General features: G+C 70.2%; 27 protein-coding genes and 1 pseudogene. 13 read left to right on the top strand and 15 right to left on the bottom strand.

All coding sequences use genetic code 11. From position 1 onward, the window contains the following. Positions 1-321 precede the first annotated feature (321 nt). On the bottom strand, positions 322-1,089 hold the full coding sequence (locus ACWDA7_RS23250; RefSeq protein ID WP_450606136.1) for a class I SAM-dependent methyltransferase: 768 nt from the start codon (positions 1,087-1,089) through the stop codon (positions 322-324). 98 nt (positions 1,090-1,187) lie between these two features. Here ACWDA7_RS23250 and ACWDA7_RS23245 point away from each other — a divergent pair, with 98 nt between their 5' ends. Further along, entirely contained in the window at positions 1,188-1,817 is a 630-nt protein-coding gene (locus tag ACWDA7_RS23245) for a CGNR zinc finger domain-containing protein (protein ID WP_450606135.1), read from the top strand. Here ACWDA7_RS23245 and sodX read toward each other — a convergent pair. Beyond that, complete coding sequence (gene sodX / locus ACWDA7_RS23240) at positions 1,721-2,155, bottom strand: nickel-type superoxide dismutase maturation protease (protein ID WP_450606134.1); 435 nt, start codon at positions 2,153-2,155, stop codon at positions 1,721-1,723. The two genes, ACWDA7_RS23245 and sodX, sit on opposite strands and share 97 nt — an antisense overlap. A 151-nt stretch (positions 2,156-2,306) precedes the next feature. Here sodX and sodN point away from each other — a divergent pair, with 151 nt between their 5' ends. The 4 genes from sodN to ACWDA7_RS23220 all read left to right on the top strand — a co-directional run bounded on the left by sodN (position 2,307) and on the right by ACWDA7_RS23220 (position 4,656). Further along, complete coding sequence (gene sodN, locus ACWDA7_RS23235; RefSeq protein ID WP_355133333.1) at positions 2,307-2,702, top strand: superoxide dismutase, Ni; 396 nt, start codon at positions 2,307-2,309, stop codon at positions 2,700-2,702. A gap of 229 nt (positions 2,703-2,931) precedes the next feature. Next, on the top strand, positions 2,932-3,363 hold the full coding sequence (locus ACWDA7_RS23230) for a helix-turn-helix transcriptional regulator (RefSeq protein WP_359395835.1): 432 nt from the start codon (positions 2,932-2,934) through the stop codon (positions 3,361-3,363). Between the two features lie 9 nt (positions 3,364-3,372). Further along, a complete protein-coding gene (locus tag ACWDA7_RS23225; protein WP_450606133.1) occupies positions 3,373-3,789 on the top strand; it encodes a VOC family protein in 417 nt (138 codons plus the stop codon). 117 nt (positions 3,790-3,906) lie between these two features. Then, positions 3,907-4,656 (top strand): VOC family protein, encoded by a 750-nt coding sequence (locus ACWDA7_RS23220; protein WP_450606132.1) that lies wholly within the window; start codon positions 3,907-3,909, stop codon positions 4,654-4,656. A gap of 48 nt (positions 4,657-4,704) precedes the next feature. On the opposite strand, the gene ACWDA7_RS23215 is transcribed toward ACWDA7_RS23220, so the two are convergent. The 5 genes from ACWDA7_RS23215 to ACWDA7_RS23195 all read right to left on the bottom strand — a co-directional run bounded on the left by ACWDA7_RS23215 (position 4,705) and on the right by ACWDA7_RS23195 (position 9,011). Further along, complete coding sequence (locus ACWDA7_RS23215) at positions 4,705-4,950, bottom strand: hypothetical protein (protein WP_450606131.1); 246 nt, start codon at positions 4,948-4,950, stop codon at positions 4,705-4,707. Beyond that, on the bottom strand, positions 4,947-5,294 hold the full coding sequence (locus tag ACWDA7_RS23210) for a DUF952 domain-containing protein (RefSeq protein WP_432932343.1): 348 nt from the start codon (positions 5,292-5,294) through the stop codon (positions 4,947-4,949). The genes ACWDA7_RS23215 and ACWDA7_RS23210 overlap by 4 nt, the downstream gene beginning before the upstream one ends. A gap of 231 nt (positions 5,295-5,525) precedes the next feature. Then, the gene (locus tag ACWDA7_RS23205; protein ID WP_450606130.1) at positions 5,526-6,122 is read right to left on the bottom strand and encodes a GNAT family N-acetyltransferase; all 597 of its coding nucleotides are present in this window, start codon (positions 6,120-6,122) and stop codon (positions 5,526-5,528) included. 234 nt (positions 6,123-6,356) lie between these two features. Further along, the gene (locus ACWDA7_RS23200) at positions 6,357-7,490 is read right to left on the bottom strand and encodes a family 2 encapsulin nanocompartment cargo protein polyprenyl transferase (protein ID WP_450606129.1); all 1,134 of its coding nucleotides are present in this window, start codon (positions 7,488-7,490) and stop codon (positions 6,357-6,359) included. 114 nt (positions 7,491-7,604) lie between these two features. Next, positions 7,605-9,011 (bottom strand): family 2B encapsulin nanocompartment shell protein, encoded by a 1,407-nt coding sequence (locus tag ACWDA7_RS23195; RefSeq protein WP_450606128.1) that lies wholly within the window; start codon positions 9,009-9,011, stop codon positions 7,605-7,607. 355 nt (positions 9,012-9,366) lie between these two features. On the opposite strand from ACWDA7_RS23195, the pseudogene ACWDA7_RS23190 reads away from it, so the two are divergent. After that, a pseudogene (locus ACWDA7_RS23190) lies at positions 9,367-9,956 on the top strand (N-acetylmuramoyl-L-alanine amidase). A 55-nt stretch (positions 9,957-10,011) separates the two neighbouring features. After that, positions 10,012-10,956 (top strand): 1-aminocyclopropane-1-carboxylate deaminase/D-cysteine desulfhydrase, encoded by a 945-nt coding sequence (locus tag ACWDA7_RS23185; protein ID WP_450606127.1) that lies wholly within the window; start codon positions 10,012-10,014, stop codon positions 10,954-10,956. Between the two features lie 95 nt (positions 10,957-11,051). Here ACWDA7_RS23185 and ACWDA7_RS23180 read toward each other — a convergent pair whose 3' ends face one another. Beyond that, positions 11,052-12,647: a Na+/H+ antiporter gene (locus tag ACWDA7_RS23180; protein WP_450606126.1), complete on the bottom strand. Its 1,596-nt coding sequence runs from the start codon at positions 12,645-12,647 to the stop codon at positions 11,052-11,054. 87 nt (positions 12,648-12,734) lie between these two features. Here ACWDA7_RS23180 and ACWDA7_RS23175 point away from each other — a divergent pair, with 87 nt between their 5' ends. The 3 genes from ACWDA7_RS23175 to ACWDA7_RS23165 all read left to right on the top strand — a co-directional run bounded on the left by ACWDA7_RS23175 (position 12,735) and on the right by ACWDA7_RS23165 (position 14,818). Further along, positions 12,735-12,995, top strand: a complete 261-nt coding sequence (locus ACWDA7_RS23175) for a UBP-type zinc finger domain-containing protein (protein ID WP_359395856.1) — start codon at positions 12,735-12,737, stop codon at positions 12,993-12,995. A 270-nt stretch (positions 12,996-13,265) separates the two neighbouring features. Beyond that, positions 13,266-13,679 carry an ATP-binding protein gene (locus ACWDA7_RS23170; RefSeq protein ID WP_043449288.1) on the top strand — a complete coding sequence of 138 codons (414 nt, stop codon included), beginning with the start codon at positions 13,266-13,268 and terminating at the stop codon, positions 13,677-13,679. Continuing rightward, the gene (locus ACWDA7_RS23165) at positions 13,676-14,818 is read left to right on the top strand and encodes an RNA polymerase sigma factor SigF (RefSeq protein ID WP_450606125.1); all 1,143 of its coding nucleotides are present in this window, start codon (positions 13,676-13,678) and stop codon (positions 14,816-14,818) included. Before ACWDA7_RS23170 ends, ACWDA7_RS23165 begins: the two co-directional genes overlap by 4 nt. Before the next feature lie 61 nt (positions 14,819-14,879). Here the strand turns inward: ACWDA7_RS23165 and ACWDA7_RS23160 are convergent, their stop codons facing one another. Next, positions 14,880-15,329 carry a hypothetical protein gene (locus tag ACWDA7_RS23160; RefSeq protein ID WP_359395861.1) on the bottom strand — a complete coding sequence of 150 codons (450 nt, stop codon included), beginning with the start codon at positions 15,327-15,329 and terminating at the stop codon, positions 14,880-14,882. 138 nt (positions 15,330-15,467) lie between these two features. Here ACWDA7_RS23160 and ACWDA7_RS23155 point away from each other — a divergent pair, with 138 nt between their 5' ends. Both ACWDA7_RS23155 and ACWDA7_RS23150 read left to right on the top strand, forming a co-directional pair. Further along, entirely contained in the window at positions 15,468-16,436 is a 969-nt protein-coding gene (locus tag ACWDA7_RS23155) for a diacylglycerol/lipid kinase family protein (protein ID WP_450606124.1), read from the top strand. A 320-nt stretch (positions 16,437-16,756) separates the two neighbouring features. After that, positions 16,757-17,014, top strand: coding sequence for a WhiB family transcriptional regulator (locus ACWDA7_RS23150; protein ID WP_006380970.1), 258 nt, complete (start codon positions 16,757-16,759; stop codon positions 17,012-17,014). A 221-nt stretch (positions 17,015-17,235) separates the two neighbouring features. Here ACWDA7_RS23150 and ACWDA7_RS23145 read toward each other — a convergent pair whose 3' ends face one another. Continuing rightward, complete coding sequence (locus tag ACWDA7_RS23145; protein WP_432939540.1) at positions 17,236-18,702, bottom strand: histidine kinase N-terminal domain-containing protein; 1,467 nt, start codon at positions 18,700-18,702, stop codon at positions 17,236-17,238. A gap of 551 nt (positions 18,703-19,253) precedes the next feature. Beyond that, positions 19,254-20,327 (bottom strand): SIS domain-containing protein, encoded by a 1,074-nt coding sequence (locus ACWDA7_RS23140; protein ID WP_450606123.1) that lies wholly within the window; start codon positions 20,325-20,327, stop codon positions 19,254-19,256. 225 nt (positions 20,328-20,552) lie between these two features. On the opposite strand from ACWDA7_RS23140, the gene nagB reads away from it, so the two are divergent. After that, positions 20,553-21,338 carry a glucosamine-6-phosphate deaminase gene (nagB, locus tag ACWDA7_RS23135; RefSeq protein WP_450606122.1) on the top strand — a complete coding sequence of 262 codons (786 nt, stop codon included), beginning with the start codon at positions 20,553-20,555 and terminating at the stop codon, positions 21,336-21,338. Between the two features lie 63 nt (positions 21,339-21,401). Here the strand turns inward: nagB and ACWDA7_RS23130 are convergent, their stop codons facing one another. From ACWDA7_RS23130 to ACWDA7_RS23115, 4 genes are all read right to left on the bottom strand, one after another. Further along, on the bottom strand, positions 21,402-22,895 hold the full coding sequence (locus ACWDA7_RS23130; protein WP_450606121.1) for a glycoside hydrolase family 3 protein: 1,494 nt from the start codon (positions 22,893-22,895) through the stop codon (positions 21,402-21,404). 9 nt (positions 22,896-22,904) lie between these two features. Continuing rightward, a complete protein-coding gene (locus tag ACWDA7_RS23125) occupies positions 22,905-23,753 on the bottom strand; it encodes a carbohydrate ABC transporter permease (RefSeq protein ID WP_450606120.1) in 849 nt (282 codons plus the stop codon). Continuing rightward, positions 23,750-24,736 (bottom strand): carbohydrate ABC transporter permease, encoded by a 987-nt coding sequence (locus ACWDA7_RS23120; RefSeq protein WP_359395875.1) that lies wholly within the window; start codon positions 24,734-24,736, stop codon positions 23,750-23,752. Before ACWDA7_RS23120 ends, ACWDA7_RS23125 begins: the two co-directional genes overlap by 4 nt. A gap of 165 nt (positions 24,737-24,901) precedes the next feature. Next, a complete protein-coding gene (locus ACWDA7_RS23115) occupies positions 24,902-26,188 on the bottom strand; it encodes an extracellular solute-binding protein (RefSeq protein ID WP_450606119.1) in 1,287 nt (428 codons plus the stop codon). Between the last annotated feature and the right edge of the window lie 222 nt (positions 26,189-26,410).

Genomic DNA, 26,410 nt, shown 5'->3' with positions numbered 1-26,410 from the left:
CGCCGCCTGTCCAACGTGGTCTACCGGATCATGAAACGCGACCACCGAAACCAACTCGCCCAAGCCGCTTGACACACAGAGGCGCTGATTGGCTTGGCGAGCCTGAGCGTTGCTCAGCCTTGGCAGCCAATCGCCTTCGTGCCGTGGTACTGAACGACAGGAGCCGTCAGCCCGCGTGCACGTCCCTCCGGACACTGGTCGACCGGGCCGCAAGACCCGACCGAGGAGGGTGCCCGACGTCGCCTGGGCGCCGGGCGTGCACGTAGCACTCTGTCACAGGTTCACTACGCTTCGCTAATCCAACTGGTGAGCCTGTTGCACCTACTTCAGCGCGAGCAAGAGCGTGTCCGAAGGTGAGCACCACACCGGGCGAGCCTCGGCGAAGCCCTTCTCGCCCAGTACGCGCGCGTGCCATGCGGCCGAGGGCGTCTCCCCGTCGGCGTGGGCGCCGTAGATCTCGAAGCGGCGTGCGGTCGGCGCGGCGAGAACAGGGTCCTCGGCGGCCAGTTGCCACCACTCGGCCCAGTCGAGGGCACCGCCCCGCATCGCCTGGTCCATGCGCAAGTGCCGGAGGGCGCTCTCGGCCGCGTTGATCCGGGGCGTGGTGTCGTCGATCATGTGGTCGGCGTTCATGAAGACACCGCCGTGGCGGACGAGTTCCGCGATCTGACCGTAGAGGCCGTCGAGGGGGCCCTTGCGCAGCCAGTGGAGGGCAGTGGCGGTGAGGACCGCGTCGTACACGTCGTGCGGCAGACGCGCGGGCCAGCCGGGGTCCTTGAGGTCCGCCTCGACGAACGTGACGCGGTCGTCGCCCGCGAACGTGCCGTGCGCGATGGCCAGCAGTGCGGGATCGAGATCGACGCCGGTACTGGTGGCCCCCGGGAAACGGTCGAGCAGCCGGGCGGTGATGCTGCCCGTGCCGCAGGCGAGGTCGAGCACCCGGGGTTCGGTGCCGACGAACGCCTCGACCATGTCGAGCATGATCCGGAAGCGTTCCTCTCGGTCGGGCATGTACCACTCCTGCTGTCGGTCCCAGCTCTCCTGCCAGGCCCGCCAGTCGGTCGTCGCCGTGGTCTCCGTGTCCGCCATGCCGCCCTCCGTTACGTGCGTCACGTAATACCCTGGAAGCACGATCGTCTGTTACTCGACCGCCCCACGACCATAGAGCGCCTCCGTAAGGACTACAAGTGGAACTGGCCTATTACTCGGATTACGCCGTACGACTCGTGAACAGCGAGGAACCGGCCCGGGGCAAGGACTCGCTCACCTCGGTGGAGGCCGTCCGCGACCTCTTCGTGGGCAACCAGTCGGCGGCCCGCCGCGCCACCGACGCCGACGTCACCCGGTTCCGATCGGTCAGGGCCCGACTCCGCGCGGTCTTCGAGGCGGCCGACACCGGCGACGAGACGCTCGCCGTGGACCTGCTGAACTCGCTGCTCCTCGAGTTCCCGGTGAGCCCGCAGATCTCCGGGCACGACCACCGCGACGAGGACGGCCGCCCGCTGTGGCACATGCACCTCGCGGACCACCCGTCGAACGCGACCGCGGGCTATGCGGCGATCGCCGCGATGGGGCTCGCCTTCCACCTCACCGCATACGGCGTGGACCGCCTGGGCCTGTGCGAGGCGGCCCCCTGCCGCAACGCGTACCTCGACACATCGACGAACCGCTCCCGGCGCTACTGCTCGGACCGCTGCGCGACGCGCGCCAACGTGGCCGCCTACCGCGCCCGCAAGCGCCTGGAGGCGGACCGGCCGGAGAACACGGGCCGGCCGGCCGAAAGCGCCCAGCGCAGCAGCGCGAACAACGAGCGCTGACCCTCCTTGCGCGGCCGGTAGCGCAGTCGCACCTTCCCGAGGACAAGCTCCTCGGGAACGCTGCCGTAGTCGGTGCTGTCCCCGCCCGCGTACGGATTGTCGCCGAGCACCCACCAGCCGCCCTCGCGGAGCTCGACGGCCCGCTTGACGACCAGCAGGTCCTGCTGGAAGGGATGCCGCAGAACGACGACGTCACCCGGCCGGACCCGCGCCCCGTACTGGACGAGCAGCCGGTCCCCGTGCTGCAGCGTGGGCACCATGGACGGTCCCGTCACCTCCGCCGCCCCCAACGGCAGCAGGGCCCTCGTGCGCTCGAACTCCTGTGACAGCTCCGGCATCCCCGGCACCTCCCCGGTCCGATCCTCCACCAGTCCCAGTCCCAGTCTCACCCCGGACTTTTGACGTAAGCCCACGGGGGCACTCGCGAAAACCCGTCCCCCACGGAGTAATGTCCCACCTGAGAAGACGATCACGAGGAAGGACAGCTTCATGCTCTCCCGCCTGTTTGCCCCCAAGGTCAAGGTCAGCGCCCACTGCGACCTGCCCTGTGGCGTCTACGACCCGGCCCAGGCCCGCATCGAGGCGGAGTCGGTGAAGGCCGTACAGGAGAAGATGGCCGCCAACGACGACCCGCACTTCCAGGCCCGCGCCACCGTCATCAAGGAGCAGCGCGCCGAGCTCGCCAAGCACCACGTCTCGGTGCTGTGGAGCGACTACTTCAAGGCCCCGCACTTCGAGAAGTACCCGGAGCTGCACCAGCTGGTCAACGACACCCTGAAGGCCCTCTCGGCCGCCAAGGCGTCGAAGGACCCGGCCACGGGCCAGAAGGCGCTGGACTACATCGCCCAGATCGACAAGATCTTCTGGGAGACCAAGAAGGCCTGATCCACCGGTCCTTCTGGTCGCGAAGACCCGTGAGCGGTGCACCCGCGCAGGTCAGCGACGTGTCTGAAGGGGCCCGGCCGCACCGTCGGCCGGGCCCCTTCACATGTGCCCGGCCGCCCGGGGCCAGCGCATGGATCAGCCGGCCCGGACCGGACCGTTCCGCCCGTCCGGGCCGCCGGGCCGTCCCATGCCGGGTCCTGTTGTCGGTGCCCCGTGCCATGCTGTGGGCGTGGACCTGGACGACCTGGTCCGGCTGCGGCGGGCCCGCGACCGGATGGACCGAGACTACGCACAGCCGCTGGACGTGCCCGCGCTCGCGCACACCGCGCTGATGTCGCCCGGGCACTTCCAGCGCAGCTTCCGCGCGGCCTACGGGGAGACTCCGTACAGCTACCTCATGACCCGCCGCATCGAGCGGGCCAAGGCGCTGCTGCGGCGCGGCGACATGACCGTGACGGAGGTCTGCATCGCCGTGGGGTGCACGTCCCTGGGGTCGTTCAGCTCGCGCTTCACGGAGCTGGTCGGCGAGACGCCGAGCGCCTACCGAGCGCGGTCGCACGAGCACGCAGCGCCGATTCCGCCGTGCGTGGTGAAGGGCCTGACGCGCCCCCGCCGGGGCAGGCCGGGCGATACGCGAGCGGACCCGCGCGCCCAGCTCTAGCCTGGCGCCATGGACCTGAAACTCTCCCAGTGCTTCATCGCCGTCGACGATCACGACAAGGCGCTCGCCTTCTACCGGGACGTCCTGGGCCTCGAGGTCCGCAACGACGTCGGGTTCGAGGGGATGCGCTGGGTGACGGTCGGCTCACCGCTCCAGCCGGACGTGGAGATCGTCCTGGAGCCGCCGGGCGCCAGCCCGGACGCCTCCCCGGCGGACCGCCAGGCGATGGCGGAGCTGCTCGCCAAGGGCATCCTGCGGGGCGTCATCTTCTCCACCGAGGACTGCGACGCCCTCTTCGCCCGCGTCGAGGGGGCCGGGGCCGACGTCCTCCAGGAGCCCATGGACCAGCCCTGGGGCGTGCGCGACTGCGCCTTCCGCGACCCGGCGGGCAACCTGCTGCGCTTCACGGAGCGCCGCGCCGCCTGACGCGGACCGCGGCGACCTGGCAGCCGGGCCCGGGAAACGCGTTGCGTGTTCCGTCCCGCCGGGAGACGGTACGAGCGGCCCGTCCACCGTCCGCACCCTCTGCCAGGGAGCCGCCCCGTGAGCGAACCGATCCGCTGGACCTACGCCTTCGTCGACCGGCCCGCTCCGGAGTTCGGCCAAGCCTGCGATTTCTGGACCGCGGTCACGGCGACCAAGTTGTCCGAAACCCGGGGCGATGACGACGAGTTCGTGACACTGCTGCCGGAGACGGGAGACGCCTGTCTGAAGGCGCAGGCCGTGCGCACGGGCGGCGGCACCCATCTCGACCTGGCCGTCGAGGACGTGCCCGCGCTGGTGGCGGCGGCGCGGCAGCTCGGAGCCGACGTCGTCGCCGGCCACCCGGGGTGGGCCGTGCTCCGCTCCCCGGGCGCCCAGTCGTTCTGCGCGGTGCCCTGGCACGGCGAGTCGGCGCGACCTCCCGTGGTCGAGGACTCCGGCGGTGCGGCCGACCGGCTCGACCAGGTGTGTCTCGACGTCGGCCCGGCCGTCTTCGACGCCGAAGTCGCCTTCTGGGGCGGCCTCACCGGCTGGGAGTCGTATCCGGGCTCCCTGCCGGAGTTCCATGTGGTCCGGCCGCCCGCCGCACTGCCGGTCCGCATCCTGGTGCAGCGCCTCGGCACCGACGGCCCCGCCTCGGCCCATCTCGACCTCGCGTGCACGGACATCGAGGCGACCCGGGTGCGGCACGAACGCCTGGGCGCCGCCGTCGTCGAGCGGGGTGCCCACTGGACGGTCATGCGCGACCCGGCCGGCGGCACGTACTGCCTGACGGGCCGCGACCCATGGACGGGCGGCCTGCCCGGCTAGGCGACGCCGGACGCCGCCGTCATGCCCGCTTCGCCGGATGACGGCGCACTACCGGATGGCGGAGTACGCGCAGACGATGATCACCGGCCTCGTGGCAGGCGTCGGGGTCGGACAGGACGTCTCGTCGACGTCCGCGGACAGCAGCGGAGCGGGCGCGCGTTCCCATCGGGCCGGAGGATCCGGCTCGTTCGCTTCCTGCAGCCACAGCGTGAGGCCCCCGCCCGTCAGCACCAGTGCCGCCCACACCCCCACGGCCCACCGCCAGGCCTTGCTCCGTCCCCCCGTTGCCGTCACTCCGGAGCCGCCGTCCCGGCGTTCCAGACCTCCACGTCCACCACGGCGGACACCGGTATCGGCCCGTAGATGTGCGGGAACTCCTCACCGCCGGGCTGCACGGCCTCGTAGCGTACGGGGGCCGTCAGACGCCGCGGGTCGATCACGAGCAGCACCAGTTCGTCGGGCCCCTCGTACGTCCCGTACACCCAGCCCGCGACGCGCGGGACCTGGTGCCGCAGCGAGCAGTGGATGAAGCCCTCCTCCTGAAGCGTGCGGTCGCGGGTCGACATCTCGTAGGTGCCGGTCGCGCGGGCCGCCTCCCACAGGGAGCGCTCGGTGAGGTGCAGCAGAGGTTCGGACATACCGCCAACCCTAGGCTTCGGGTACGACACCCCGGTCTCCGGAGCCGCGTACGCCGGGCACTTGTGGTTGCGGCAGGGACCGGGGCGCCACACCGGGACGAAGGCACCCAGCGTCTTGTGGCGCCGTACGACGGTGCCGACGGGCTGCCCGCAGAACCGACAGACCTGATCCTTGCTGCCCATGCCCTCAGCGTAGGGCGGCCACGGGTGCGGCGCCCCCGGTGCTTTCGGTCAGCGGGGGTCGCGCCACATCGGCCACATCTTCGGGCCGTCGGGGATGTCGAGGGTGCGACCCGTGTAGGCGAACCCGAGCCGCTCGTACAGCCTGGTGCTGCGGGCACTGCTCGCCTCCAGATAGGCAGGCAGGCCCTCCCGGTCGCAGCGGTCGAGGACGTGCTGGATGAGCGCGGTGCCGAGGCCCTCGCCCTGGTGCCCCGGGGCCACGCCGATCATCCACAGGTATTCGTGGGCGCGTTCCGTGGGGTGCGACGCGGCCGCCAGCCGGGCGATGCGCTCGACCCTTTCGTTGTCCGGGTCGACCGTCTCACGCAGTCGCACGGCGTCGTCCGCGTCCTCCGCGTCCGCGTGGTCGCCGGCCGGCACCGGCAGCCAGAGCGCACAGGCCGTGCCGTCCTCGGTCACGTCGATGCGCCCCTCGGCGAACACGATGTCGGTGAACGCGCCCATCAGCCTGTGGTGCGTCGTACGCCGGTACTCCACGTCAGGAAACACCCAGCTGCTGACCGGATCGTCCCGGAACGCCTCGTCCAGCAGCCGGACGACCGTCTCCCGGTCGTCCCCCTCCGCCGCCCGGATGGCCACGCCCATCTGCCCGTCCTTTCACCCCAACCAGCTTTTCAACTACGGGCGTTGACCCTATCGAGTGCTGCTGGGCGCATGACCCGAAGGGGCGCACCGGAGGCGAACCGGCCTTCGGCAAAGGGCGCAGGGCCGCACACCGCGGGGAGGCGCGGGGCCCACCCCTCAGCCGGAGACCCGGGTGCCGCGAGGGGTCAGGAGCCTCGCGGAACCCGGGTCTCCGGGGTCTGACGGTCGCGCCGGTCAGCTGCTGCGCCGGGTCACGAACTCGGCCAGGGCCAGCAGACCGTCCGCTGCCACCGGGTCGGGGACCGCACGGGACAGCTCGTGCATCGCCCGGCCCATCCGGTCGGCCGCCTGCACCTGCGCCCAGTCACGTCCGCCCGCCCGCTCGACGGCGAGCACGGTGCGCTCCAACTCCCCTTCCTCGTACGGTCCCCGGTACAACTCCGCCAGGTCCGCCGCCGCCGGTGTACCGGAGGCCAGGGCGGCGACCACGGGCAGCGATTTCTTCCGGGCCATGAGATCCGCCCCGGCCGGCTTGCCGGTGCGGCTCGGGTCCCCCCAGATCCCGATCACGTCGTCGATGAGCTGGAAGGCGAGCCCGGCCTCGCGGCCGAAGGCGTCCAGCGCCGCGACGTCCTCCTCGTCCGCTCCGGCGTACAGAGCGCCGAGTGCGCAGGCGCAGCCGAGCAGTGCGCCCGTCTTCGCCTCGGCCATGGCGAGCACCTCGTCGAGGGTGACCTCGTCGGGGTCGCGCCGCTCCATGGCCGTGTCCGCGTGCTGACCGGCGCACAGTTCGACGACGCAGGACGCGAGCCGGGCGGCCGCCGCCCCGGACGCCGGGTGCGGGTCCTCGGCGAGCAGCCGCAGGGCCAGCGCCTGCAGGGCGTCCCCGGCGAGGATGGCGTCGGCGTCGCCGAACACGGTCCAGGCGGTGGGACGGTGTCTGCGGGTGGCGTCCCGGTCCATCACGTCGTCGTGCAGCAACGTGAAGTTGTGGACCAGTTCGACGGCCGCGGCGGCCCCCACGGCGGCGGCCGCTTGGCCGCCGAGCGCGCGGGCCGCGGTCAGGACGAGCGCGGGCCGTATCGCCTTGCCCGCGTTGCCGGACGCGGGGGTGCCGTCCGCGTGCTCCCAGCCGAAGTGGTAGCGCGCGATGCGGCGCATCGAGCCGGGCAGCGAGTCCACGGCCCGGCGGAGTTCCGGGTCGACCGAGGCGCGGGTACGCTCCAAGATCACCGTGGCCTCGTGTCCGTCGGGCGGCCCGGCCGGGCCCGGGAGCGGGCCGAGGCGGCCAAGGGAGCCGGCCGGGCCGAGCCTGCCGAGCCTGCCGAGCGTCGGACTCTGCTTCGGCTCCGTCATGAACTCACCCATGGAACCGCCTCGAAGTGTCTGCGGACGGTGACGCTTCCGCTGCCGATGGGCCAGTACCCCGAGGGTGTACCCGCCCGGACGGGCGGGCACACGGCGTGCCGGTTGTGCTCAGTGTCACCTCCAGCGGCCGATCTCGACGTTCTCCAGGACACCCAGCACGTCGGGGACCAGGACGGCGGCCGAGTAGTAGGCCGTCACCAGGTACTTGATGATCGCCTGTTCGTTGATGCCCATGAAGCGCACCGAGAGGCTCGGCTCGATCTCGTCGGGGAGGCCCGTCTGCCTCAGGCCGACGACACCCTGGTCCTCCTCCCCGAGACGCATGGCGATGATCGAGGTCGTACGGGCCTCGCTGACCGGGATCTTGTTGCACGGGAAGATCGGCACTCCCCGCCAGGTGGGGATGCGGTTGCCGCCCATGTCGACGGTCTCGGGGACCAGTCCGCGCTTGGTGAGTTCCCGGCCGAACGCGGCGATCGCGCGCGGGTGGGCGAGGAACAGCTTGGTGCCGCGCCGCCTGCTGAGCAGTTCGTCCAGGTCGTCGGGGCTCGGCACGCCGTCGTGCGGCTGCAGCCGCTGGTCGTATTCGCAGTTGTGCAGCAGACCGAAGTCACGGTTGTTGACCAGCTCGTGCTCCTGGCGCTCCTTCAACGCCTCCACGGTGAGCCGCAACTGGTGCTCGGTCTGGTTCATCGGCTGGTTGTAGAGGTCCGCCACGCGCGAATGGATACGCAGCACGGTCTGGGCGATGCTCAGCTCGTACTCGCGGGGTGCGGCCTCGTAGTCGACGAAGGTGTGCGGCACGTCCGGCTCGCCGCTGTGGCCCGCGGCGAGGTCGATCTGCTTCTCGCCGTACTTGTTGGTGCGCTGCTCCGGGATCGTGCGCTGCCGCCGGAGGTGCTCGCGCAGCGACTCGGCACGCTCCGCGACCTGTTCGACGTCCCGGCGGGGCAGGGCGAGCACCGTGCAGGCGGTGACCGCACGAGCCGTGTACTCCCAGATGGCACCCTGGTCCAGCAGCGCCTGATCGCCGAAGTAGGCGCCGTCGGCGAGGACGCCGAGCACCGCGTCGTCCCCGTAGGGACCCGTTCCGATCTTCTCGACCTTGCCGTGCGCGAGCAGGTACACCTCGTCGGCGTGGCTGCCGAATTCGGCGAGCACGTCCCCGGGCGCGAACCTCCGTTGCTGGCACCGCTGGGCGAGTTCGCCGAGCACGTGCTGGTCGTCGTACGACCGCAGGGCCGGCAGCTCACCGAGCTCGGCCGGGATGACCGTGACCTGGTCGCCGGTCTTCACGAACGTCACACGGCCGTCGCCCACCGCGTAGCTGAGGCGGCGGTTCACACGGTACGTACCACCCTGCACGTTCACCCACGGCAGCATGCGCAGCAGCCATCGTGAGCTGATCTCCTGCATCTGGGGTGCGGACTTGGTGGTGGTGGCCAGGTTCCGTGCGGCCGCGGTGCCCAGACTCTGCTGCGGCCTGTTCTCGTCCGCGCGGACCTCTTCGCCTACCGACATTGGGTTTGCCCCTCCCGGAACATGCGTTGATCTGCGGGAAGAAGCCTCGCAGCACGAAGCGTGACCATGCCATTACCCAAACGAGCGGGAATGGATCATCGTGGCCCTGGGCACACTGGGGAGCCCCGCCAAGGCCGTGGCAGTCCGCCGAAACCGGCGGTCGAGGACGGGCGCGGACCCGGAAGCGCACGCACAAGTCGCTGTTCGAGTCGGCCGATCGTCGGCAGATCCTCCGCTGACCGGATCGGCTCGCACACCGTACGAACGGCTGGTCCGCGCGCTGCGGTCGCCGGTACAAGCAGCGGTACGAGGCGGCCGCGACCGGTGGCCGTCGCGCAGCGCGAAGGAGGCGGCCATGGCCCCACCCATGTCCGCGGGCACGTTCCTCGACCGGCTCGGAGCCGAAGGCGTCACCGTCGTCGAGGTCGGCGACTGGCGACATCACAACCGCAACCACAAGGGCCCCTGGGGCCCCGTCCACGGAGTGCTGATCCACCACACGGCGACACCGGGGAGCAAGCGGACCGTCGCGGTGTGCCGCGACGGCGACGCCGAGTTGCCCGGGCCGTTGTGCCACGGCGTGATCACCAAGGACGGCGTGGTGCATCTGGTGGGCTACGGCGTGCCAACCACGCGGGGCTGGGCGACGACGACGTACTGCGCGCGGTCGTCGCCGAAAAGGCGCTGCCCCCGGTGAACGAGGCGAACACCGACGGCAACCGTCACTTCTACGGTTTCGAGTGCGAGAACCTCGGCGACGGCGACGACCCCTGGCCCCCGACCCGACTCGAGGCGATCGAGAAGGTGAGTGCGGCGATCTGCCGCCGGCACGGCTGGTCGGAACGCTCGGTGATCGGGCATCCGGAATGGCAGCCCGGGAAGGTCGATCCGAAGGGCTTCTCGATGGCCTGGCTTCGGGAGCGGGTCCGCGACCGCCTGAAGTGACACCGGCCGCCCCCGCCCGGCCGTGCGGACTCCCCACGTGTTCGACAATGGCGGGGTGACCAGCCCCGATGTGCCGCACACCGAAGCGCTCGACCCGGCCGTGCTGCATCCACGTCTGCCGTCTCCCCTGGAGGAGGTCGCGGACGAGCGGTTCGCGCGACACGGCGTCCGGCTGCTGCTCAAGCGGGACGACCTGATCCACCCGGACCTGGTCGGCAACAAGTGGCGCAAGCTCGCCCCGAACCTGCGAGCCGCGGCCGGCCGCCCCCTGGTCACGTTCGGCGGCGCCCACTCCAACCATCTGCGGGCCACCGCGGCCGCCGGCCGGCTGCTGGGCCTGGGGACGATCGGAGTGGTCCGCGGCGATGAGCTGGCCCACCGCCCGCTCAACCCCTCCCTGACCCGGTGCGCGGCCGACGGCATGCGGTTGCACTTCGTCGACAGGCCGACGTACCGCCGCAAGGCGGAACCGGAGGCCCTGGCCGCCATCCTGCGGGCCGCGGACGCCGCGGAGGCCTACGTCGTGCCCGAGGGCGGCAGCAACTCCCTCGCCGTACGCGGCTGCCTCGCGCTCGGTGAGGAACTGCGCGGCCGGGCGGACGTGGTCGCCGTCGCCTGCGGCACCGGCGGCACGCTGGCGGGCCTTGCCGCCGGCCTGGCACAGGACCAGCGGGCCCTGGGGATCCCGGTCCTGAAGGGCGACTTCCTGGCCGCCGACACCGCCGAGCTGCAACAGCGGACCTTCGGCGCCCAGCGCGGCACATGGTCGCTGGACACCCGCTTCCACTTCGGCGGCTACGCCCGCGTACCCGATGAACTGGAGGCCTTCGCGGCCGACTTCGAGTCCCGTCACGGCCTGCCGGTGGAACGTCTCTATGTCGCCAAACTGCTCTACGGACTTGTCGTCTTGACCGAAGAGGGCGCCATCTCTCCGGGTACGACGCTGGCCGCCGTGATCAGCGGAAGCCCGTTTCCCTCAGCTCCGCCCGGGGTCACTTAGGCGTTCACGGACATCCGGGGCCCCGACGCGCGAGACGGTCCAAGCCCTCCCCGGGAGGGAGCCGGCGTGGTCCCGCGGGCTCCCGACGAGCCGCCTCAGGTGGTCTCCCGGTACGCCGCCGCCTCCTCCAGGTCCAGTCGGCGCAGCAGGGTGCGGAGCATCTCGTCGTCGATGTAGCGGTGGTTGCGGAGCTTGACGAAGACCTTGCGTTCCGCGCCGATCATCTCGCGGGACAGGCGGCGGTAGGTGTCGTCGTGCGTTTCCCCGGTCACCGGATTCACCGAGCCCAGCCGCTCCCAGACCGAGTTGCGGCGCCGCTCCAGGACCCTGCGCAGACGGTCGGCCAGCGGCGGCGGGAGGGCGTTGCGCTCGTCGTCGAGCAGCGCGTCCAGGCGCTGCTCGGCGGCCCGGGACGCCTGCGCCTGGGCGTTGGCCTCCGCCAGGGTCTCCGCCTGCGCGTCACGCCCCGGCAGCCTCAGCAACCGGATGAGCGGGGGCAGGCTCAGTCCCTGCACCACCAGCGTGCCGATCACCGTCGTGAAGGTCAGGAAGAGGATCAGGTTGCGGTAGGGGAAGGGGTCGCCGTTGTGCATGGCCCGGGGGATCGAGAAGGCGATCGCCAGCGAGACCACGCCGCGCATCCCGGCCCAGCTGATGACGAACGGCCCCCTCCATGTCGGGTCCTCCTCCCGCTCCCGGATGCGCTTGGACGCCATCCGCGGCAGGAAGATCGACGGATACACCCACATGAACCGTGTCACGACGACCACGACGAACAGGGCCAGTGCGTACCAGGCCGCACGCGTGCCCTCGAACCGGCCCAGCCCCCTCAGGACGACCGGGAGTTGCAACCCGATCAACGCGAACACGGCCGACTCCAGGACGAACGCGACCATCCTCCACACCGCCTCCTCCTGGAGCCGCGTCGCGAAGTCGACCTGCCAGTTGTGGTATCCGAGGTAGAGGGCGACCACGACCACGGCGAGCACCCCGGAGGCATGGACCCACTCCGCGGCCCCGTAGGCGACGAACGGAATCAGCAAAGAGAGCGTGTTCTGCAGCAACGCCTCCTTCAGGTGCATACGCAGCCAGTGGATCGGCATCATCAGCAGCAGACCGATCGCGACGCCGCCCACAGCCGCCACGGCGAACTCCCGCGCCCCGTCCGCCCAGGTCGCCCCCTCGCCGACCGCCGCCGCGAGCGCCACCTTGTACGCCGTGATCGCGGTCGCGTCGTTCACCAGCGACTCGCCCTGCAGGATCGTGGTGATCCGTGACGGCAGCCCCACCCGCCGGGCCACCGCCGTCGCGGCGACCGCGTCCGGCGGCGCGACGACCGCGCCCAGCACCAAGGCGGCGGTGAGCGGCATGCCCGGCACCAGCACATACACCGCCCAGCCCACGGCGAGCGTCGCGAACAGCACGTACCCGATGGACAGCAGGGCCACCGGCCGTACCTGGGCCCGCAGGTCCAGGTACGAACTGTCAGTGGCCGCCGTGTACAGCAGCGGGGGCAGCACCAGCGGCAAAACGATGTCGGGGTCCAGGGTGTACTGCGGCACCCCCGGCAGATACGAGACCACCAGCCCCACCGCGACGAGCAGCAGCGGCGCGGGCACCGGAGTCCGGCGCGCCGCACCGGCGACGGCGGCACTGCCGGCCACCAGCAACAGCAACGGCAATACGTTCATCGTCTTCCGCCCGCCCTCGATCTCCGCACAGCTTCCCGTCCCCGAATTCCGCGCGGCACCGCGCGGACCCGTCGTAACCTGGCAATCATGAAACAGTGCACGCACGCCGACGCGCTGCCGCTCCCCGAACCCAAGCCCCAGAGCGAGACCTGCCTGGAGTGTCTCGCGGCAGGCACGCACCCGGTGCAATTGCGGCTGTGTCTGGAGTGCGGACACGTGGGCTGCTGCGACTCCTCGCCCCTGCGGCACGCGACGTCGCACCACAAGGACAGCGGCCACCCGGTGATGCGTACCTTCGAGCCCGGCGAGAGCTGGCGGTGGTGCTTTGTCGACCATGTACTCGTGTGACGCGCGGTCCCCTCGCGTGTGACCCTGGATCCGGACGGTTCGGCGGTCTGACGACTGGGTACGTCAAACCGGCGCTCGCTCATCCGGATTGGGCCCGCAGACCCCTAGCCACTGTGCGTATACATGGGTTTACCATGAGTGACAGGAAGGGATCGGGGTCCCGGGACAGAAAGCCGAGATCGCGATAGCGTCACCGCTGAACCACGTAGGGCGTTACCCCCGGGGGCGACCCTCGGCCCCGAAAGAGCTTGTACCACCTTGGAGGTGAGGGTGTCCCAGATCGCAGGCGAGCCCGCGACCCAGGACTTCGTGGAAGTCCGGCTTCCGGCAGCGGGTGCCTACCTGTCGGTGCTGCGCACGGCCACGGCCGGTCTCGCGGCTCGTTTGGACTTCACCCTCGACGAGATCGAGGACCTGCGCATCGCGGTCGACGAGGCCTGCGCGATCCTGCTGCAACAGGCCGTGCCCGGCTCGGTGCTCAGCTGTGTCTTCCGGCTCATCGACGACTCGCTCGAGGTCACCGTCGCGGCCCCCACCACGGACGGTCACGCCCCCTCGCGGGACACCTTCGCCTGGACCGTCCTGTCGGCTCTGGCCGGCAAGGTCTCCTCCGCGGTCGGCGACGACAAGACCGTGTCCATCAGCCTCTACAAACAGCGCGGCGCGGGACCCGGGCCGGCGTGACGAACGGGGACGGGCCGGTGCGGGACGAAGAGCGCGGCACACGGGAACTCCCCGCCGGGGACGCCGGTGGCCCGAGCGGGTCGCGGCGCATGGCGGACGGCGTGGACGGCATCCCCGAGCAGGCCCGTCCGCACCCGGAGGACGAGGCTTCGGCGGTCGTGGCGCCCCCGCAGACGGGGCCGAACGGCACGGACGAGGCGTTCTCCGTCCGGGGCGACGGACTGCGGGATCCGGACGACGCCACGCGGAGCACGTCCTCCGGAGGGACTGGGGCCTCCCCTGCTCGAGCGGAGTCGAGGGCATGGGGAAGGGTGACGGGCGGGACGATGAGCGAGCACGAGCGAAACGCTGAGCAGAGTGTGCCGGGCGGCGTACAGCACGACCCTCAGGACCGCACCGGAGCGCGGGCCATGTTCGTCGAGCTGCGCAAGTTGAAGGAGGGCAGCCCGGAGTATGCCGAGCTGCGCAACCAGCTCGTCCGTATGCACCTGCCGCTCGTCGAGCACCTCGCGCGCCGCTTCCGCAACAGGGGCGAGCCGCTGGACGACCTGACCCAGGTCGCCACCATCGGTCTGATCAAGTCGGTGGACCGGTTCGACCCGGACCGCGGCGTCGAGTTCTCGACGTACGCCACCCCGACCGTGGTCGGCGAGATCAAGCGCCACTTCCGTGACAAGGGATGGGCGGTGCGGGTGCCGCGCCGTCTGCAGGAGCTGCGCCTGGCCCTGACCACGGCCACGGCCGAGCTGTCCCAGCAGCACGGCCGCTCCCCGACGGTCCACGAGCTGGCCGAGAAACTGGCCATCTCGGAGGAAGAGGTCCTGGAGGGCCTGGAATCGGCCAACGCGTACTCGACGCTGTCCCTCGATGTGCCGGACACGGACGACGAGTCCCCCGCGGTCGCCGACACGCTCGGCGCGGAGGACGAGGCCCTGGAGGGCGTCGAGTACCGCGAGTCGCTGAAGCCGCTGCTCGAGGGCCTTCCGCCCCGAGAGAAGCGGATTCTGCTTCTCCGTTTCTTCGGCAATATGACGCAGTCGCAGATCGCGCAGGAGGTCGGCATCTCCCAGATGCACGTCTCGCGCCTGCTGGCCCGCACGCTGGCGCAACTGCGGGAGAAGTTGCTGGTCGAGGAGTGACGAAGGGCGACCGGAGATCCGGTCGCCCCAAGGTTGCGTGTGCCGAAGCCCGGCCGCGCCGTTACTTCTGGTCCTGTACGTTTCCGGGTCCGCGGATGCCGAGGGCCCGAGTCGTCGCCGGATGCAGCAGCAGCACCAGGGCGGACACCGCGACGACCGCGAGGGCGATGCCGGCCGGGATCGCCATGCTGTCGGCCTGAAGCAGGCTGTAGGCCACCGGCAGGGCCAGGATCTGGGTGATGACGGCGGGTCCCCTGCTCCAGCCGCGCCGCAGCAGCAGTCCGCGCGCGGCCAGCAGGGGCAGCAGCGCGAGCACGACCAGGGTCAGGCCACCGGTGACGGCCTGTCCGCGGTCGTCGGGCGTGCCCGTCAGACCCAGGACGAGAATCCAGATGCCGCCCACGACCACGGCGAGCCCCTCCAGAGCGGCCAGCGCGGCCGCGGCGGTCAGCCGCCCGGGACGCGGTTCTGTTCCGGAGGCGGCGGGGGTGGGGTTCTGCTCAGCGCTCACCCCTGAAGAATAGCCTTCGGGCCCACGCCCACCGTCGGCACGGGTACCGCGATTGTGCTCAAGGCCACCCCCCTTCCTCTTACCGGATCCCTACCTCGGGCTGGGATGAGCACCGCCCCGGTAGGTACCCTGCAATCCATGCGTGCACTTCTCGTGGTCAATCCGGCAGCCACCACCACAAGCGCACGTACTCGTGACGTCCTGTTCCACGCGCTGGCGAGCGAGATGAAGCTCGAGGCGATCACCACGCAGTACCGGGGGCACGCCAGGGACCTCGGCCGCCAGGCCGCGGAGAGCGACGACATCGAGCTGGTGGTGGCCCTCGGCGGTGACGGCACGGTCAACGAGGTCGTGAACGGCCTACTGCACCACGGCCCGGACCCCGACCGCCTCCCGCGACTCGCGGTGGTCCCCGGCGGCTCGACCAATGTCTTCGCCCGCGCGCTGGGGCTGCCCAACGACGCAGTGGAGGCGACCGGCGCGATCCTCGACGCCCTGCGCGAGGACAGCGAGCGGACGGTCGGCCTCGGTCTCGCCTCGGGCACCCCGGGCACCGAGGACGAGGCAGTACCCTCCCGCTGGTTCACCTTCAACGCGGGCCTCGGTTTCGACGCGGGCGTGGTGGGCCGGGTCGAGCAGCGGCGCGAGCAGGGCAAGCGCTCGACCCATGCGCTGTATATGCGCCAGGTGGCACGCCAGTTCCTGGGCGAACCCCACCGCCGGCACGGAACGATCACTCTGGAGCGGGCCGGCGAGGAACCGATCACGGATCTCGTCCTGTCCATAATCTGCAACACGGCGCCCTGGACGTTTCTCGGCAATCGTCCGGTGTACGCGTCACCTAAGGCGTCGTTCGATACAGGACTTGACGTACTCGGTCTCAGCCGCGTCTCGACGGCCTCGGTTGCCCGATATGCAACCCAGTTGCTCACTTCGTCCCCCGAACGGGGGCCCCGCGGCAAGCATGTGGTGTCACTGCACGACCTGGGTGACTTCACCTTGCATTCGAAGGCTCCCCTGCCCCTTCAGATGGACGGCGACCACCTAGGGGTGCGTACGAGCGTGACGTTCACAGGCGTACGCCGTGCACTGCGTGTGATTGTGTGAGCAGAAGAGGCTAAAGTCCTTTCACTCGAACGTTTAGGCCAGGATCCACCCCTTGGAAGTACGGCTGTGATCGAGCCGACACCAAGGAATCAAAAAAAACTTTCCGGAAGGGGTTGTATCCGCCGCTGAGGTTTGCGAGTCTCTACGTGGCGCTCGGGACGGCCCGCAACATCGGCCTCCCATCGAGAGCCCGAACCCCTCCTCAATTCACAGGACCACGTCAGTGTGTCTGACGGTCGGCCCTTCACTTGTTGAGGGATTCGTGAAAGCGTTCACATTCACAAGCAATCTGCACGTATTACCACGGAGAGGTAGCAGCCATGGACTGGCGTCACAACGCCGTTTGCCGCGAGGAAGACCCCGAGCTCTTCTTCCCCATCGGCAACACCGGTCCTGCGCTGCTGCAGATCGAGGAAGCCAAGGCCGTCTGCCGTCGCTGCCCGGTTATGGAGCAGTGCCTGCAGTGGGCGCTCGAGTCCGGCCAGGACTCCGGCGTCTGGGGTGGTCTCAGCGAGGACGAGCGCCGCGCGATGAAGCGCCGCGCCGCCCGCAACCGGGCCCGTCAGGCCACCGCCTGACCTGCCCACCCCGTACGAGCCTGAGGTTGGCGGCGCGTACAGCGAGTACGCATCTCCCGCCCCCGAGCCGCAGCGCGCAGTACCCCCGGTGCGCCTAGTGAGCAACACCCGGCAACGAGCTCTGGCCCCGGACCACTTGTGGTCCGGGGCTCATTGCTGTCCGGGACCACCGTCGGGAGGCGCTGTCCGGGGCCGGACACCGCCGGCGCCGTGAGGCGGTGTCACTTGGGTGCCCGCACCGGGATGTCCAGGATGACCCTCGTACCGCGCTCCGGGGCCGGGACCATGTCGAAAGTGCCGCCCAACTCGCCCTCCACCAGCGTTCGTACGATCTGCAGGCCCAGGTTGCCCGCCGTGTGCGGATCGAAGCCCTCTGGCAGACCGACCCCGTCGTCCTGGACGGTGACCAGGAGGCGGGCCTCCTTCGTCGTACCGCCGCGGACCGCGGAGACCTCGACCGTGCCGGTGTCGCCCTGCCGGAAGCCGTGCTCCAGGGCGTTCTGCAGCACCTCGGTCAGCACCATGGAGAGGGGGGTCGCGACCTCGGCGTCGAGGATGCCGAAGCGGCCGCTGCGCCGGCCGGTGACCGTACCGGGCGAGATCTCGGCGACCATGGCGAGCACCCGGTCGGCGATCTCGTCGAACTCCACCCGCTCGTCCAGGTTTTGGGACAACGTCTCATGGACGATCGCGATCGAGCCCACGCGCCGTACGGCCTCCTCGAGGGCCTCCCGCCCCCGCTCGGACTCGATCCGGCGGGCCTGGAGCCGGAGCAGCGCGGCTACCGTCTGAAGGTTGTTCTTCACCCGGTGGTGGATCTCCCGGATGGTCGCGTCCTTGGTGATCAACTCCCGCTCGCGGCGCCGCAGTTCGGTGACGTCCCGGAGCAGGACCAGCGAGCCGATACGGGTGCCCTTCGGCTTGAGGGGGATCGCGCGGAACTGGATGACCCCGTCGTTCGACTCGATCTCGAACTCGCGCGGCGCCCAGCCGCTGGCGACCTTGACCAGGGCCTCGTCCACCGGACCCTGGGTCGGAGCCAGTTCGGCCGTGGTCTCGCCGAGGTGGTGGCCGACGATGTCGGCCGCGAGGCCCAGGCGGTGGTACGCCGACAGTGCGTTCGGGGAGGCGTACTGGACTATGCCGTCCGCGTCCAGCCTGATCAGCCCGTCGCCGACACGCGGCGAGGCGTCCATGTCGACCTGCTGCCCGGGGAACGGGAAGGAGCCCGCCGCGATCATCTGCGCCAGGTCGGAGGCGCTCTGGAGGTAGGTCAGCTCCAGGCGGCTCGGGGTCCGCACGGTCAGCAGGTTGGTGTTGCGTGCGATGACACCGAGGACACGGCCCTCGCGTCGCACGGGAATGGACTCGACCCGGACCGGAACCTCCTCGCGCCACTCGGGGTCGCCCTCACGGACGATCCGGCCCTCGTCCAGGGCCGCGTCCAGCATGGGGCGGCGGCCGCGCGGGACCAGATGGCCGACCATGTCGTCCTGGTAGGAGGTGGGGCCGGTGTTGGGGCGCATCTGGGCGACCGAGACGTAACGGGTGCCGTCGCGCGTGGGAACCCACAGCACCAGGTCGGCGAAGGAGAGGTCGGAGAGCAGCTGCCACTCCGACACCAGCAGATGCAGCCACTCCAGGTCGGAGTCGCTGAGCGCGGTGTGCTGGCGAACCAGCTCGTTCATGGAGGGCACGTGTGCGAGGGTACCCGGGGCTTCGTACATCGATCGAAATCGGCCAGGTCGGCGACGGTGCGGTAGGCCCCCGGGAACACCCGCGGGCCGCGGCGCCTGGGAGGGACCCTCAACCCTCCCGGCACCGCAGCCCGGAGCAGCAACGGCCGTGGGGTGTGCGGTCCCGGTCGGCCGATGGTCGAGGAGCCGGAGCAGTCAGGGCAGAGAGCGCCGGATCCTCGGTCCGTCCTCCTGTGCGGGGAAGACGGAGGTCTGTGCGGCAGGTCCGCTCACCGTGGGACGAGCGGATTTTACTGAATTTACCTGAGCTGTCTGGACTAGACCACGCTCGCGAACCATGTTCCTGGGTCCCGGGGCGTGTGTCCATGCGTTGGCGGATGTTTGTTGTTGTCTCTTTATCGGACACCCGCCGACGGCTCACCCGCAGCGTAGCCGTCTTCGGCTCCCGGACGGGGTCGGATCGCCATCGTGGCGCTCGCGAGTGCTGCGTTTCCCACCGGCCCGCCCCGGCGTGCGTCTGACGGGAGCCACCACCCTGCCGCTCAGTGCGTCTGCGTCACCTTGGCCAGGGCACGCGGAGCGTCCGGATCCTGACCGCGAGCGATGGTCACCTCGTACGCCAGCAACTGAAGCGGGATGATCTCCAGGATCGGCTGGAGTTCCTCGGGTACGCCCCCGGTGGGCAGGACGAAGCCCGCCGAGGCCTGTTCCACCTGGTCTTCGGGCCCGATGACGACAAGATCGACGCCGCGGCCGCGCAGCCGGTCCAGTACGGGCTGGAGCGCCGTGCCGCCCTTGCCGTCCGTCACGACCGCAATGACCGGCGAGACGTTGTCGACCATGGCGAGCGGGCCGTGCAGGAGGTCTGCGCCCGAGTAGGACAGGGCGGGGATGTAGCTGGTCTCCATCAACTTCAGGGCGGCTTCCTTCGCGGTCGGATAGCCGTAGCCGCGCGAGGTGATGACCATCCGCTCGGCGAACCAGTACCGGGCGGCGAGGGTGCGGACCTCGTCCTGGCGGGCGAGCAGCTGCCCGGCGAGGTCGGGCAGCACCTTCGCGGGCGCGCCGTCACCGCCACGCAGCCCGTCCACGAAGAGATAGAGGGCGAGCAGGGAGGCGGTGTAGGTCTTGGTCGCCGGAAGGGCCTTCTCCGGTCCCGCGAGGATGTCGATGTGGAACTCGGAGACCGCGGCAAGCGGCGAGTCCGGGTTGTTGGTCACCGCGAGCGTGAGCGCGCCGGCCTCGCGGGCGGCCTGTGTGGAGGCGACCAGGTCCGGGGAGCCGCCGGACTGGCTGACGGTGATGACGAGAACGTCGGTGAGATCGGGACGGGCGCCGTACGCCGTGGTCGTCGACATCGAGGTGAGACCGCAGGGCAGACCGAGACGGATCTCCAGCAGGTACTTGGCGTAGAGCGCGGCGTTGTCGGAGGTGCCGCGGGCGGTCAGCAGCACGAACCGGGGCTTGCGGGCGGCGACCTCCCGGGCCACCTCCTGGATCCGCGGCGCCCCGGCGTCCAGGATCCGGCGCAGCACGGCGGGCTGCTCGGCCATCTCCCGGGCCATGATCCGCCCGGGCAGGTCGTCGCTGCGGGGGTCCGTGGTGGGCGCGGTCATGGGGCCTCCTCGGGGTGGCTCATCGCTACGGCACGGCGTCGGCTGCCTCCATTCCACTCCCCCGTCTTTGGATCCGCGCAGCGGGGGGCGACCCGGACATGGCCGACCTGGGACGCGCGGCCCGTGGAACCCTCGGTCGGAGACCGTTTCTGGTAGATTGGTCTATACCACTATTGTTTTCCCCTCGGTTCCCCGGCGAGCCCTCTTCAGATCGGCAGGCCCAGCGTGGAAGTTGTCATCGTTCCGGATGCCAAGGCAGGTGGCGCACTCATCGCCGAGGCCGTGGCGCAGCTGCTCCGGCGCAAGCCCGACGCCGTGCTCGGGGTGGCCACCGGCTCGACCCCGCTGCCCGTCTACGAGGCGCTGGCTGCCGAGGTGCGCTCCGGTGCCGTGGACGCCTCGCGGGCGCGGATCGCACAGCTCGACGAATACGTGGGGCTGCCGGCCGAGCATCCCGAGTCCTACCGCTCGGTGCTCAGGCGCGAGGTGCTGGAGCCGCTCGGCATCGGCATGGACGCCTTCATGGGACCGGACGGCACCGCCGAGGACGTGCAGGCGGCGTGCGAGGCCTACGACCGGGCGCTCGCCGCGGCCGGCGGCGTGGACCTGCAGTTGCTCGGTATCGGCACCGACGGGCACATCGGGTTCAACGAGCCGTGCTCCTCGCTCGCCTCGCGCACCAGGATCAAGACGCTGACCGAGCAGACCCGGATCGACAACGCGCGCTTCTTCGACGGCGACATCGACCAGGTGCCGCATCACGTGATCACCCAGGGCATCGGGACCATCCTGGAGGCACGGCACCTCGTGCTCCTCGCCACCGGCGAGGGCAAGGCGGACGCGGTCGCCGCGACCGTCGAGGGCCCCGTCGCCGCGATCTGCCCGGCGTCCGCGCTCCAGCTCCACCCGCACGCGACGGTCGTCGCCGACGAGGCCGCGGCGTCCAAGCTGAAGCTCGCCGGCTACTTCCGCCACACCTACGCCAACAAGCCCGCCTGGCAGGGCATCTAGCCCGCCCGGTACGCCGAAGGCCCCGGCCCCCGAGAGGGGTGGCCGGGGCCTTCGGATCAGCGGCTACGCGCCCGCGAGGACCTCCGCCGCCGCCCGGCCGCACACCCGCGCCGCCCCGTGGGTGGCGATGTGCAGGGCACTGCGGGGAGCGGCCTGGGGGACGCCCATCTCGACCACGATCGTGTCCGGACGTGACCCGAGGAGTGTGTCGAGGGCCCCGGCCATCCAGGGGTGGCGGTGTTCGTCCCGGACCACCGCCACGATCCGCCGGCCCCCGGCGGCCTCCAGGGCCTCCCGCCCCGCTGCCTCCCCCGCGAAGCTGCCGGTCTCGGTGCCCGGAAGCAGTCGGCCCAGTTCCGCCGCCACGCCCCACGGAGTCTCCTCGCCCACCGCGATGTTGGCGACGGGGGTGAGAGCGGCGACGTAGGGGGGCTCGGTGAGCGGGGTGAAGTCCTCCGCGCCGGTCACCGTCAGCGCACGCCGGGCCGCCAGCAGACCGATGTCCGCACGGGCGCCCGGCAGGGCGGCGACGTCCTTCGCTCCCGCCTGCGCCGTCCACCGCGCCAGCGCCCGCACACGGTCCGCCGCCTCGGCGAGCCGTTCCTCGGCCAGTTCTCCCGAGCGCACGGCGGTGACCAGGGCGTCCCGCAGACGCCGTACCGTCTCGTCGTCGGCGAGGCCGCCGCCCACACAGATGGCGTCCGCGCCGGCCGCGACGGCGAGGACGCTGCCACGCTCGATCCCGTACGTCCCCGCGATCGCCCGCATCTCCATGCCGTCGGTGACGATCAGCCCGTCGTAGCCGAGTCCGCCGCGCAACAGGTCGCTCAGGACGCTCCGGGACAACGTTGCCGGGTGGTCCGGGTCCAGTGCCGGGACCAGGATGTGAGCGCTCATCACCGCGCGGGTGCCGGCGGCGATCGCCGCGCGGAACGGCGCCAGTTCGCGCTCCTGGACCGTGGACACCTCCGCGTCGATCCGGGGCAGCGCGTGGTGGGAGTCGACCGCCGTGTCGCCGTGGCCGGGGAAGTGCTTGGTGCAGGCCGCGACGCCGGCCGACTGGAGTCCGGTGACGTATGCGGCGGTGTGCCGGGCCACCAGTGCGGTGTCGGCGCCGAAGGACCGGACGCCGATCACCGGGTTGGCAGGATTGGAGTTCACGTCGGCGGAGGGCGCCCAGTTGAGGTTGACCCCGCACTCCGCGAGCCGGCGGCCGAGTTCACGGGCCACCTCGCGGGTCAGCTCCACGTCGTCCACCGCGCCGAGGGCGTGGTTGCCCGGGAAGGAGGAACCCGTCCTGACCTCCAGGCGGGTGACATCGCCCCCCTCCTCGTCGATCGCGACAATGACGTCGTTACGTTCGGCGCGCAACTGGGCGGTCAGGGCGTCGAGTTGTTCCGGTGAGGCGATGTTGCGGCCGAACAGGCCCACGGACGCCAGGCCCTCGCCGATACGGCGCAGCAGCCAGTCGGGGGCCGTGGTGCCGGTGAAGCCGGGCTGGAGGACCGTCAGCGCGTCTCGCGTCAGGGTGTCGGTACCGCTGGCGAATGTCGTCATCGGGTGGCGTTATCCCTTCACGGCGCCCGCGGTGAGGCCCGCGGCCATCTTGCGCTGGACGAGGAGGAAGAGAATGACGATCGGCACCGCCATCATCGTGGAGCCGGCCATCATCGGCGCGTACTCGGTGCCGTGCTTGGTGGTGAAGTTGCCGAGCCAGACAGTCGCGGTCTGGTTCTCCTGGCTCATCAGCATCAGGGCGTACAGGTACTCGTTCCACGCCTGAATGAAGCCGTAGACCGAGGTGGCGACCAGGCCGGGGGCGAGCAGCGGGAAGACCACGCGCAGGAAGGCTCCGGTGCGCGAGCAGCCGTCCACCATCGCCGCCTCCTCCAGTTCGCGCGGGATGTTGACGACGAACCCGCGCAGCGTCCACACCGTGAACGGGAGGATGAAGGTGAGGTAGGTGATGATCAGACCTGTCAGCTTGTCGTACTGGCCCAGGTCATTAAGGAGCAGGAAGACCGGGATGATCATGGACACCGCCGGGACCATCTGGACCGCCAGGATGCCCACGATCACGATCTTCCGGCCGCGGAAGGCGAAGCGGGAGATGGCGAGCGCGGCCAGCATGCCGACGACGATGCCGATGGCGACGACGGACAGCGACACGATCAGGCTGCGGCCGACCGGCCCCCAGAAGTCGGCGATGTCCAGCGCCCGGCGGAAGTTGGCCAGGGTGACACCCGTGGGCAGCAGGCTGGGATCCGGGTCGATGGCGTCCTTGGCCGGTTTGAAGGCCGTGTCGACCATCCAGTAGACGGGGAAGCCCGCGGTGACGAAGACGAACAGGCCGAGAAGGTTCCAGCCGAGCCGGGACGTCGGGCGGCGGCGCCCCCCGGTCGCGATGGCGCTCATTCGACCTCTCCGATCTTCAGCATCTGACGCATGTACACGGCGACCACACCGAGCAGCAGCAGCACGGTCAGCAGGGCGATCGCCGAACCCTGCGCGTAGTCGTTGACCACGAACGCGCGGTCGTAGGAATAGGTCTGGAGCAACTGGAACTCCGGCTCCGGATGACCGTTGCGCATCACGAAGACCTGCGGGAAGACGCCCATGTCCCAGATCACTGAGAGGGTGGTGAGCATCACGATGATCGGCTTGAGGATCGGCAGGGTGACATGGCGGAAGACACCCCACCCGGTCGCACCGTCCAGACGGGCCGCTTCCTCCAGCTCCTTGGGCACCTGGGTCAGGCCGGCGGAGAGCGTGATGACGACGAACGGCACCGCGCCCCACACCACGAGGAGCATGATCACGGCGAGGCCCTGCGGCCCGCTCGCGAACCAGTTGTGCCCGATCAGCTCCACTCCGGGCAGCTTGCTCAGCAACGCGTTGAGGATGCCGTAGTCCGAGTCGAAGAGCCACTTGAAGACCGTGGTGGCGACGATGATCGGCATGCCCCAGCTGGCCACCAGCACAATGTTGACCATCGTCTTCACCCAGCCGGACACTCGCTGGAGCAGCAGCGCGATCAGCATGCCGAGGACCATGGTGAAGATCACCGAGCCGGCGGCGAACACGATCGTGCGCACCACCACCGCCCAGAACTCGCTGTCGCCGAGCACCTGGGAGAAGTTGGCGAAGCCCACCGACTCGGCGGGCTGGAAGCCCCACAGCTGCGACTGGCCGAACTTCTGGAAGGAGAGGGTCACCAGGCGGACCAGCGGATACCCCATCACCAGGGCGAGGATCAGCAGACAGGGGGCGAGCAGCGCCCAGGGGGTGGCGGTCCCGCGCGGCGTCCGCTGTCCGCGTGGTTTCGCCGGGATGCCCGGTGGCGGCGCCGGCCGCGGCGGCGGCACCTTGGCGTGGGTGGTCGTGTCTGCGGCACTCATCGCGCGCTCCTTGAGGGTCCCTCAGGTCGTACAAGGGCGAAGCCCCGCACGGTCGTACGAAGGCGGAACACCGCACGCCCGCATGGGGGATGCCGCCGTGCGGTCGTGCGAGAAGCAGGGCCCCGCCCCGCCTACCCTCGGGGGTCACGGGGCCCTGCACTCAGGTCACTTGGTGTTGATGACCTTGTCGATCGCGGCGTCCGCGTCCTTCGCGGCGGCCTCGACCGACTGCTTGCCGGTGCCGATGTTCTGCAGCATGGTCTGCAGGATCTGCGCCTTCTCGACCTGGCCCCAGCCCGGCGCCATCGGGACGAACCAGTTGGACTCGGCCGCCGTGGCCGGGACCGCCGTCGCCGGGTCGTTCTTCAGCGTGGCGAGGTCGGTCTTGTTGTTGGGCAGGTTGCCCTTGGCCATCAGGCCCTTCTGGCCCTCGGAGCCGGTGAACGCGTTGATCCACTCGGCGGCCACCGACTGCGCCTTGGACTTCACCGGGATCGCGAGATCCGAACCGCCGAGGAACACCGGGATGTTCTTGCCGGACGGACCGGGCATCACGAAGTTCTCGAGGTTGTCCTTCAGCTTGCCGGTCTTGTCGTTCTTCGGGTCGGCCGCGGTAGCGCCCTCCCAGGCGGCACCGAAGATCATGGCGGACTTGCCCTGGCCGTAGACGATGTAACGGTCGGACTCGTCCTTGGTCTTGTCACCGTGCATGTACTTGTCGAGGATCGTCTTGAACTCGTTGAGGCCCTTGAGGGACTCCGGCGAGGAGAGGTTGGCCTTCCACTGGCCGCCCTCCTCCTTGGCGATCGAGCCGCCCGCGTCGTAGACGAAGGACATCGCCGCGTACCAGTCGCGCGTCGGCTGGTACCAGGCGTTGAACTTGGCGCCCTCCTTCTTCTGGATCTTGTCCAGGTCGGCGGTCAGCTCCTGGTACGTCGTCGGCGGCGTCTTGACGCCGACCGAGGCGGCGACGTCCTTGCGCCAGTTGGCGACCCGGCCGCCGGCGTAGTAGGGCACGCCGTACGTCTTGCCCTCATAGGTCACCGAGGCCTTCAGGCCGTCCAGCCACTCACCGGAGTTGTCGAACGTGGAGGGCTCGACGGGGGCGAAGGCGCCCTTGACCATGTAGCCGAGCATCTCGGTGTTGCCCATCTCGACCACGTCGGGGGCCTTGTCGGTGGCGAGGACCGCGTCGAGCTTGGTGTTCTTGTCCGGCCAGCCGTAGTACTCGTGCTTGATCTTGAGGCCGGGGTGCTTCTTGACCACCGCGTCGTCGGCGGCCTTCACCAGCGCGGGCCAGTTGTTCTGAGCGTCGACCGTGAGCCAGACGGTGAGCTCCTTGGCGTCCGCCCCCTTGTCCGAGCCTCCGGACTTGCTGCCACCGTCCCCGCACGCCGCGATGGAGACCATCATGCCCGCGATTCCGATCGCGGCTATCAGCTTGCGCTTCACGCCATCCTCCTCAGGGATGCCACCAACCCCCCTTGTCCCCGCGGCGACTGACGACGAGTACCGCCCGTGGGGCCGGGACCTGGACCAATGGTGTAGACCAGTGCGGGAAGCTTGGCCCAGACCAATAGGTGTGTCAAGGGAGTTCACGGCCCTCAGGGGCTCCGTTATGGGACCTACATATGCAACGACCTTTAAGTAGGAACCCAGCGAAATCGGGTAGAC

This window comes from Streptomyces sp. NPDC001156 (assembly GCF_053598275.1).
This window is presented reverse-complemented; position numbering and strand designations above follow the sequence as displayed.

Coding starts and splice junctions, on each gene's coding strand:
- ACWDA7_RS23125 (WP_450606120.1), bottom strand. CDS start 23,753: ATGAGCGCCATCGCGACCGGGGGGCGCCGCCGCCCGACGTCCCGGCTC.
- ACWDA7_RS23200 (WP_450606129.1), bottom strand. CDS start 7,490: ATGGGTGAGTTCATGACGGAGCCGAAGCAGAGTCCGACGCTCGGCAGG.
- ACWDA7_RS23225 (WP_450606133.1), top strand. CDS start 3,373: ATGGACCTGAAACTCTCCCAGTGCTTCATCGCCGTCGACGATCACGAC.
- ACWDA7_RS23150 (WP_006380970.1), top strand. CDS start 16,757: ATGGACTGGCGTCACAACGCCGTTTGCCGCGAGGAAGACCCCGAGCTC.
- ACWDA7_RS23175 (WP_359395856.1), top strand. CDS start 12,735: ATGAAACAGTGCACGCACGCCGACGCGCTGCCGCTCCCCGAACCCAAG.
- ACWDA7_RS23155 (WP_450606124.1), top strand. CDS start 15,468: ATGCGTGCACTTCTCGTGGTCAATCCGGCAGCCACCACCACAAGCGCA.
- ACWDA7_RS23140 (WP_450606123.1), bottom strand. CDS start 20,327: ATGACCGCGCCCACCACGGACCCCCGCAGCGACGACCTGCCCGGGCGG.
- ACWDA7_RS23195 (WP_450606128.1), bottom strand. CDS start 9,011: ATGTCGGTAGGCGAAGAGGTCCGCGCGGACGAGAACAGGCCGCAGCAG.
- ACWDA7_RS23205 (WP_450606130.1), bottom strand. CDS start 6,122: ATGGGCGTGGCCATCCGGGCGGCGGAGGGGGACGACCGGGAGACGGTC.
- sodN (WP_355133333.1), top strand. CDS start 2,307: ATGCTCTCCCGCCTGTTTGCCCCCAAGGTCAAGGTCAGCGCCCACTGC.
- ACWDA7_RS23250 (WP_450606136.1), bottom strand. CDS start 1,089: ATGGCGGACACGGAGACCACGGCGACGACCGACTGGCGGGCCTGGCAG.
- ACWDA7_RS23130 (WP_450606121.1), bottom strand. CDS start 22,895: ATGACGACATTCGCCAGCGGTACCGACACCCTGACGCGAGACGCGCTG.
- ACWDA7_RS23210 (WP_432932343.1), bottom strand. CDS start 5,294: ATGTCCGAACCTCTGCTGCACCTCACCGAGCGCTCCCTGTGGGAGGCG.
- ACWDA7_RS23145 (WP_432939540.1), bottom strand. CDS start 18,702: ATGAACGAGCTGGTTCGCCAGCACACCGCGCTCAGCGACTCCGACCTG.
- ACWDA7_RS23120 (WP_359395875.1), bottom strand. CDS start 24,736: ATGAGTGCCGCAGACACGACCACCCACGCCAAGGTGCCGCCGCCGCGG.
- sodX (WP_450606134.1), bottom strand. CDS start 2,155: ATGCCGGAGCTGTCACAGGAGTTCGAGCGCACGAGGGCCCTGCTGCCG.
- ACWDA7_RS23180 (WP_450606126.1), bottom strand. CDS start 12,647: ATGAACGTATTGCCGTTGCTGTTGCTGGTGGCCGGCAGTGCCGCCGTC.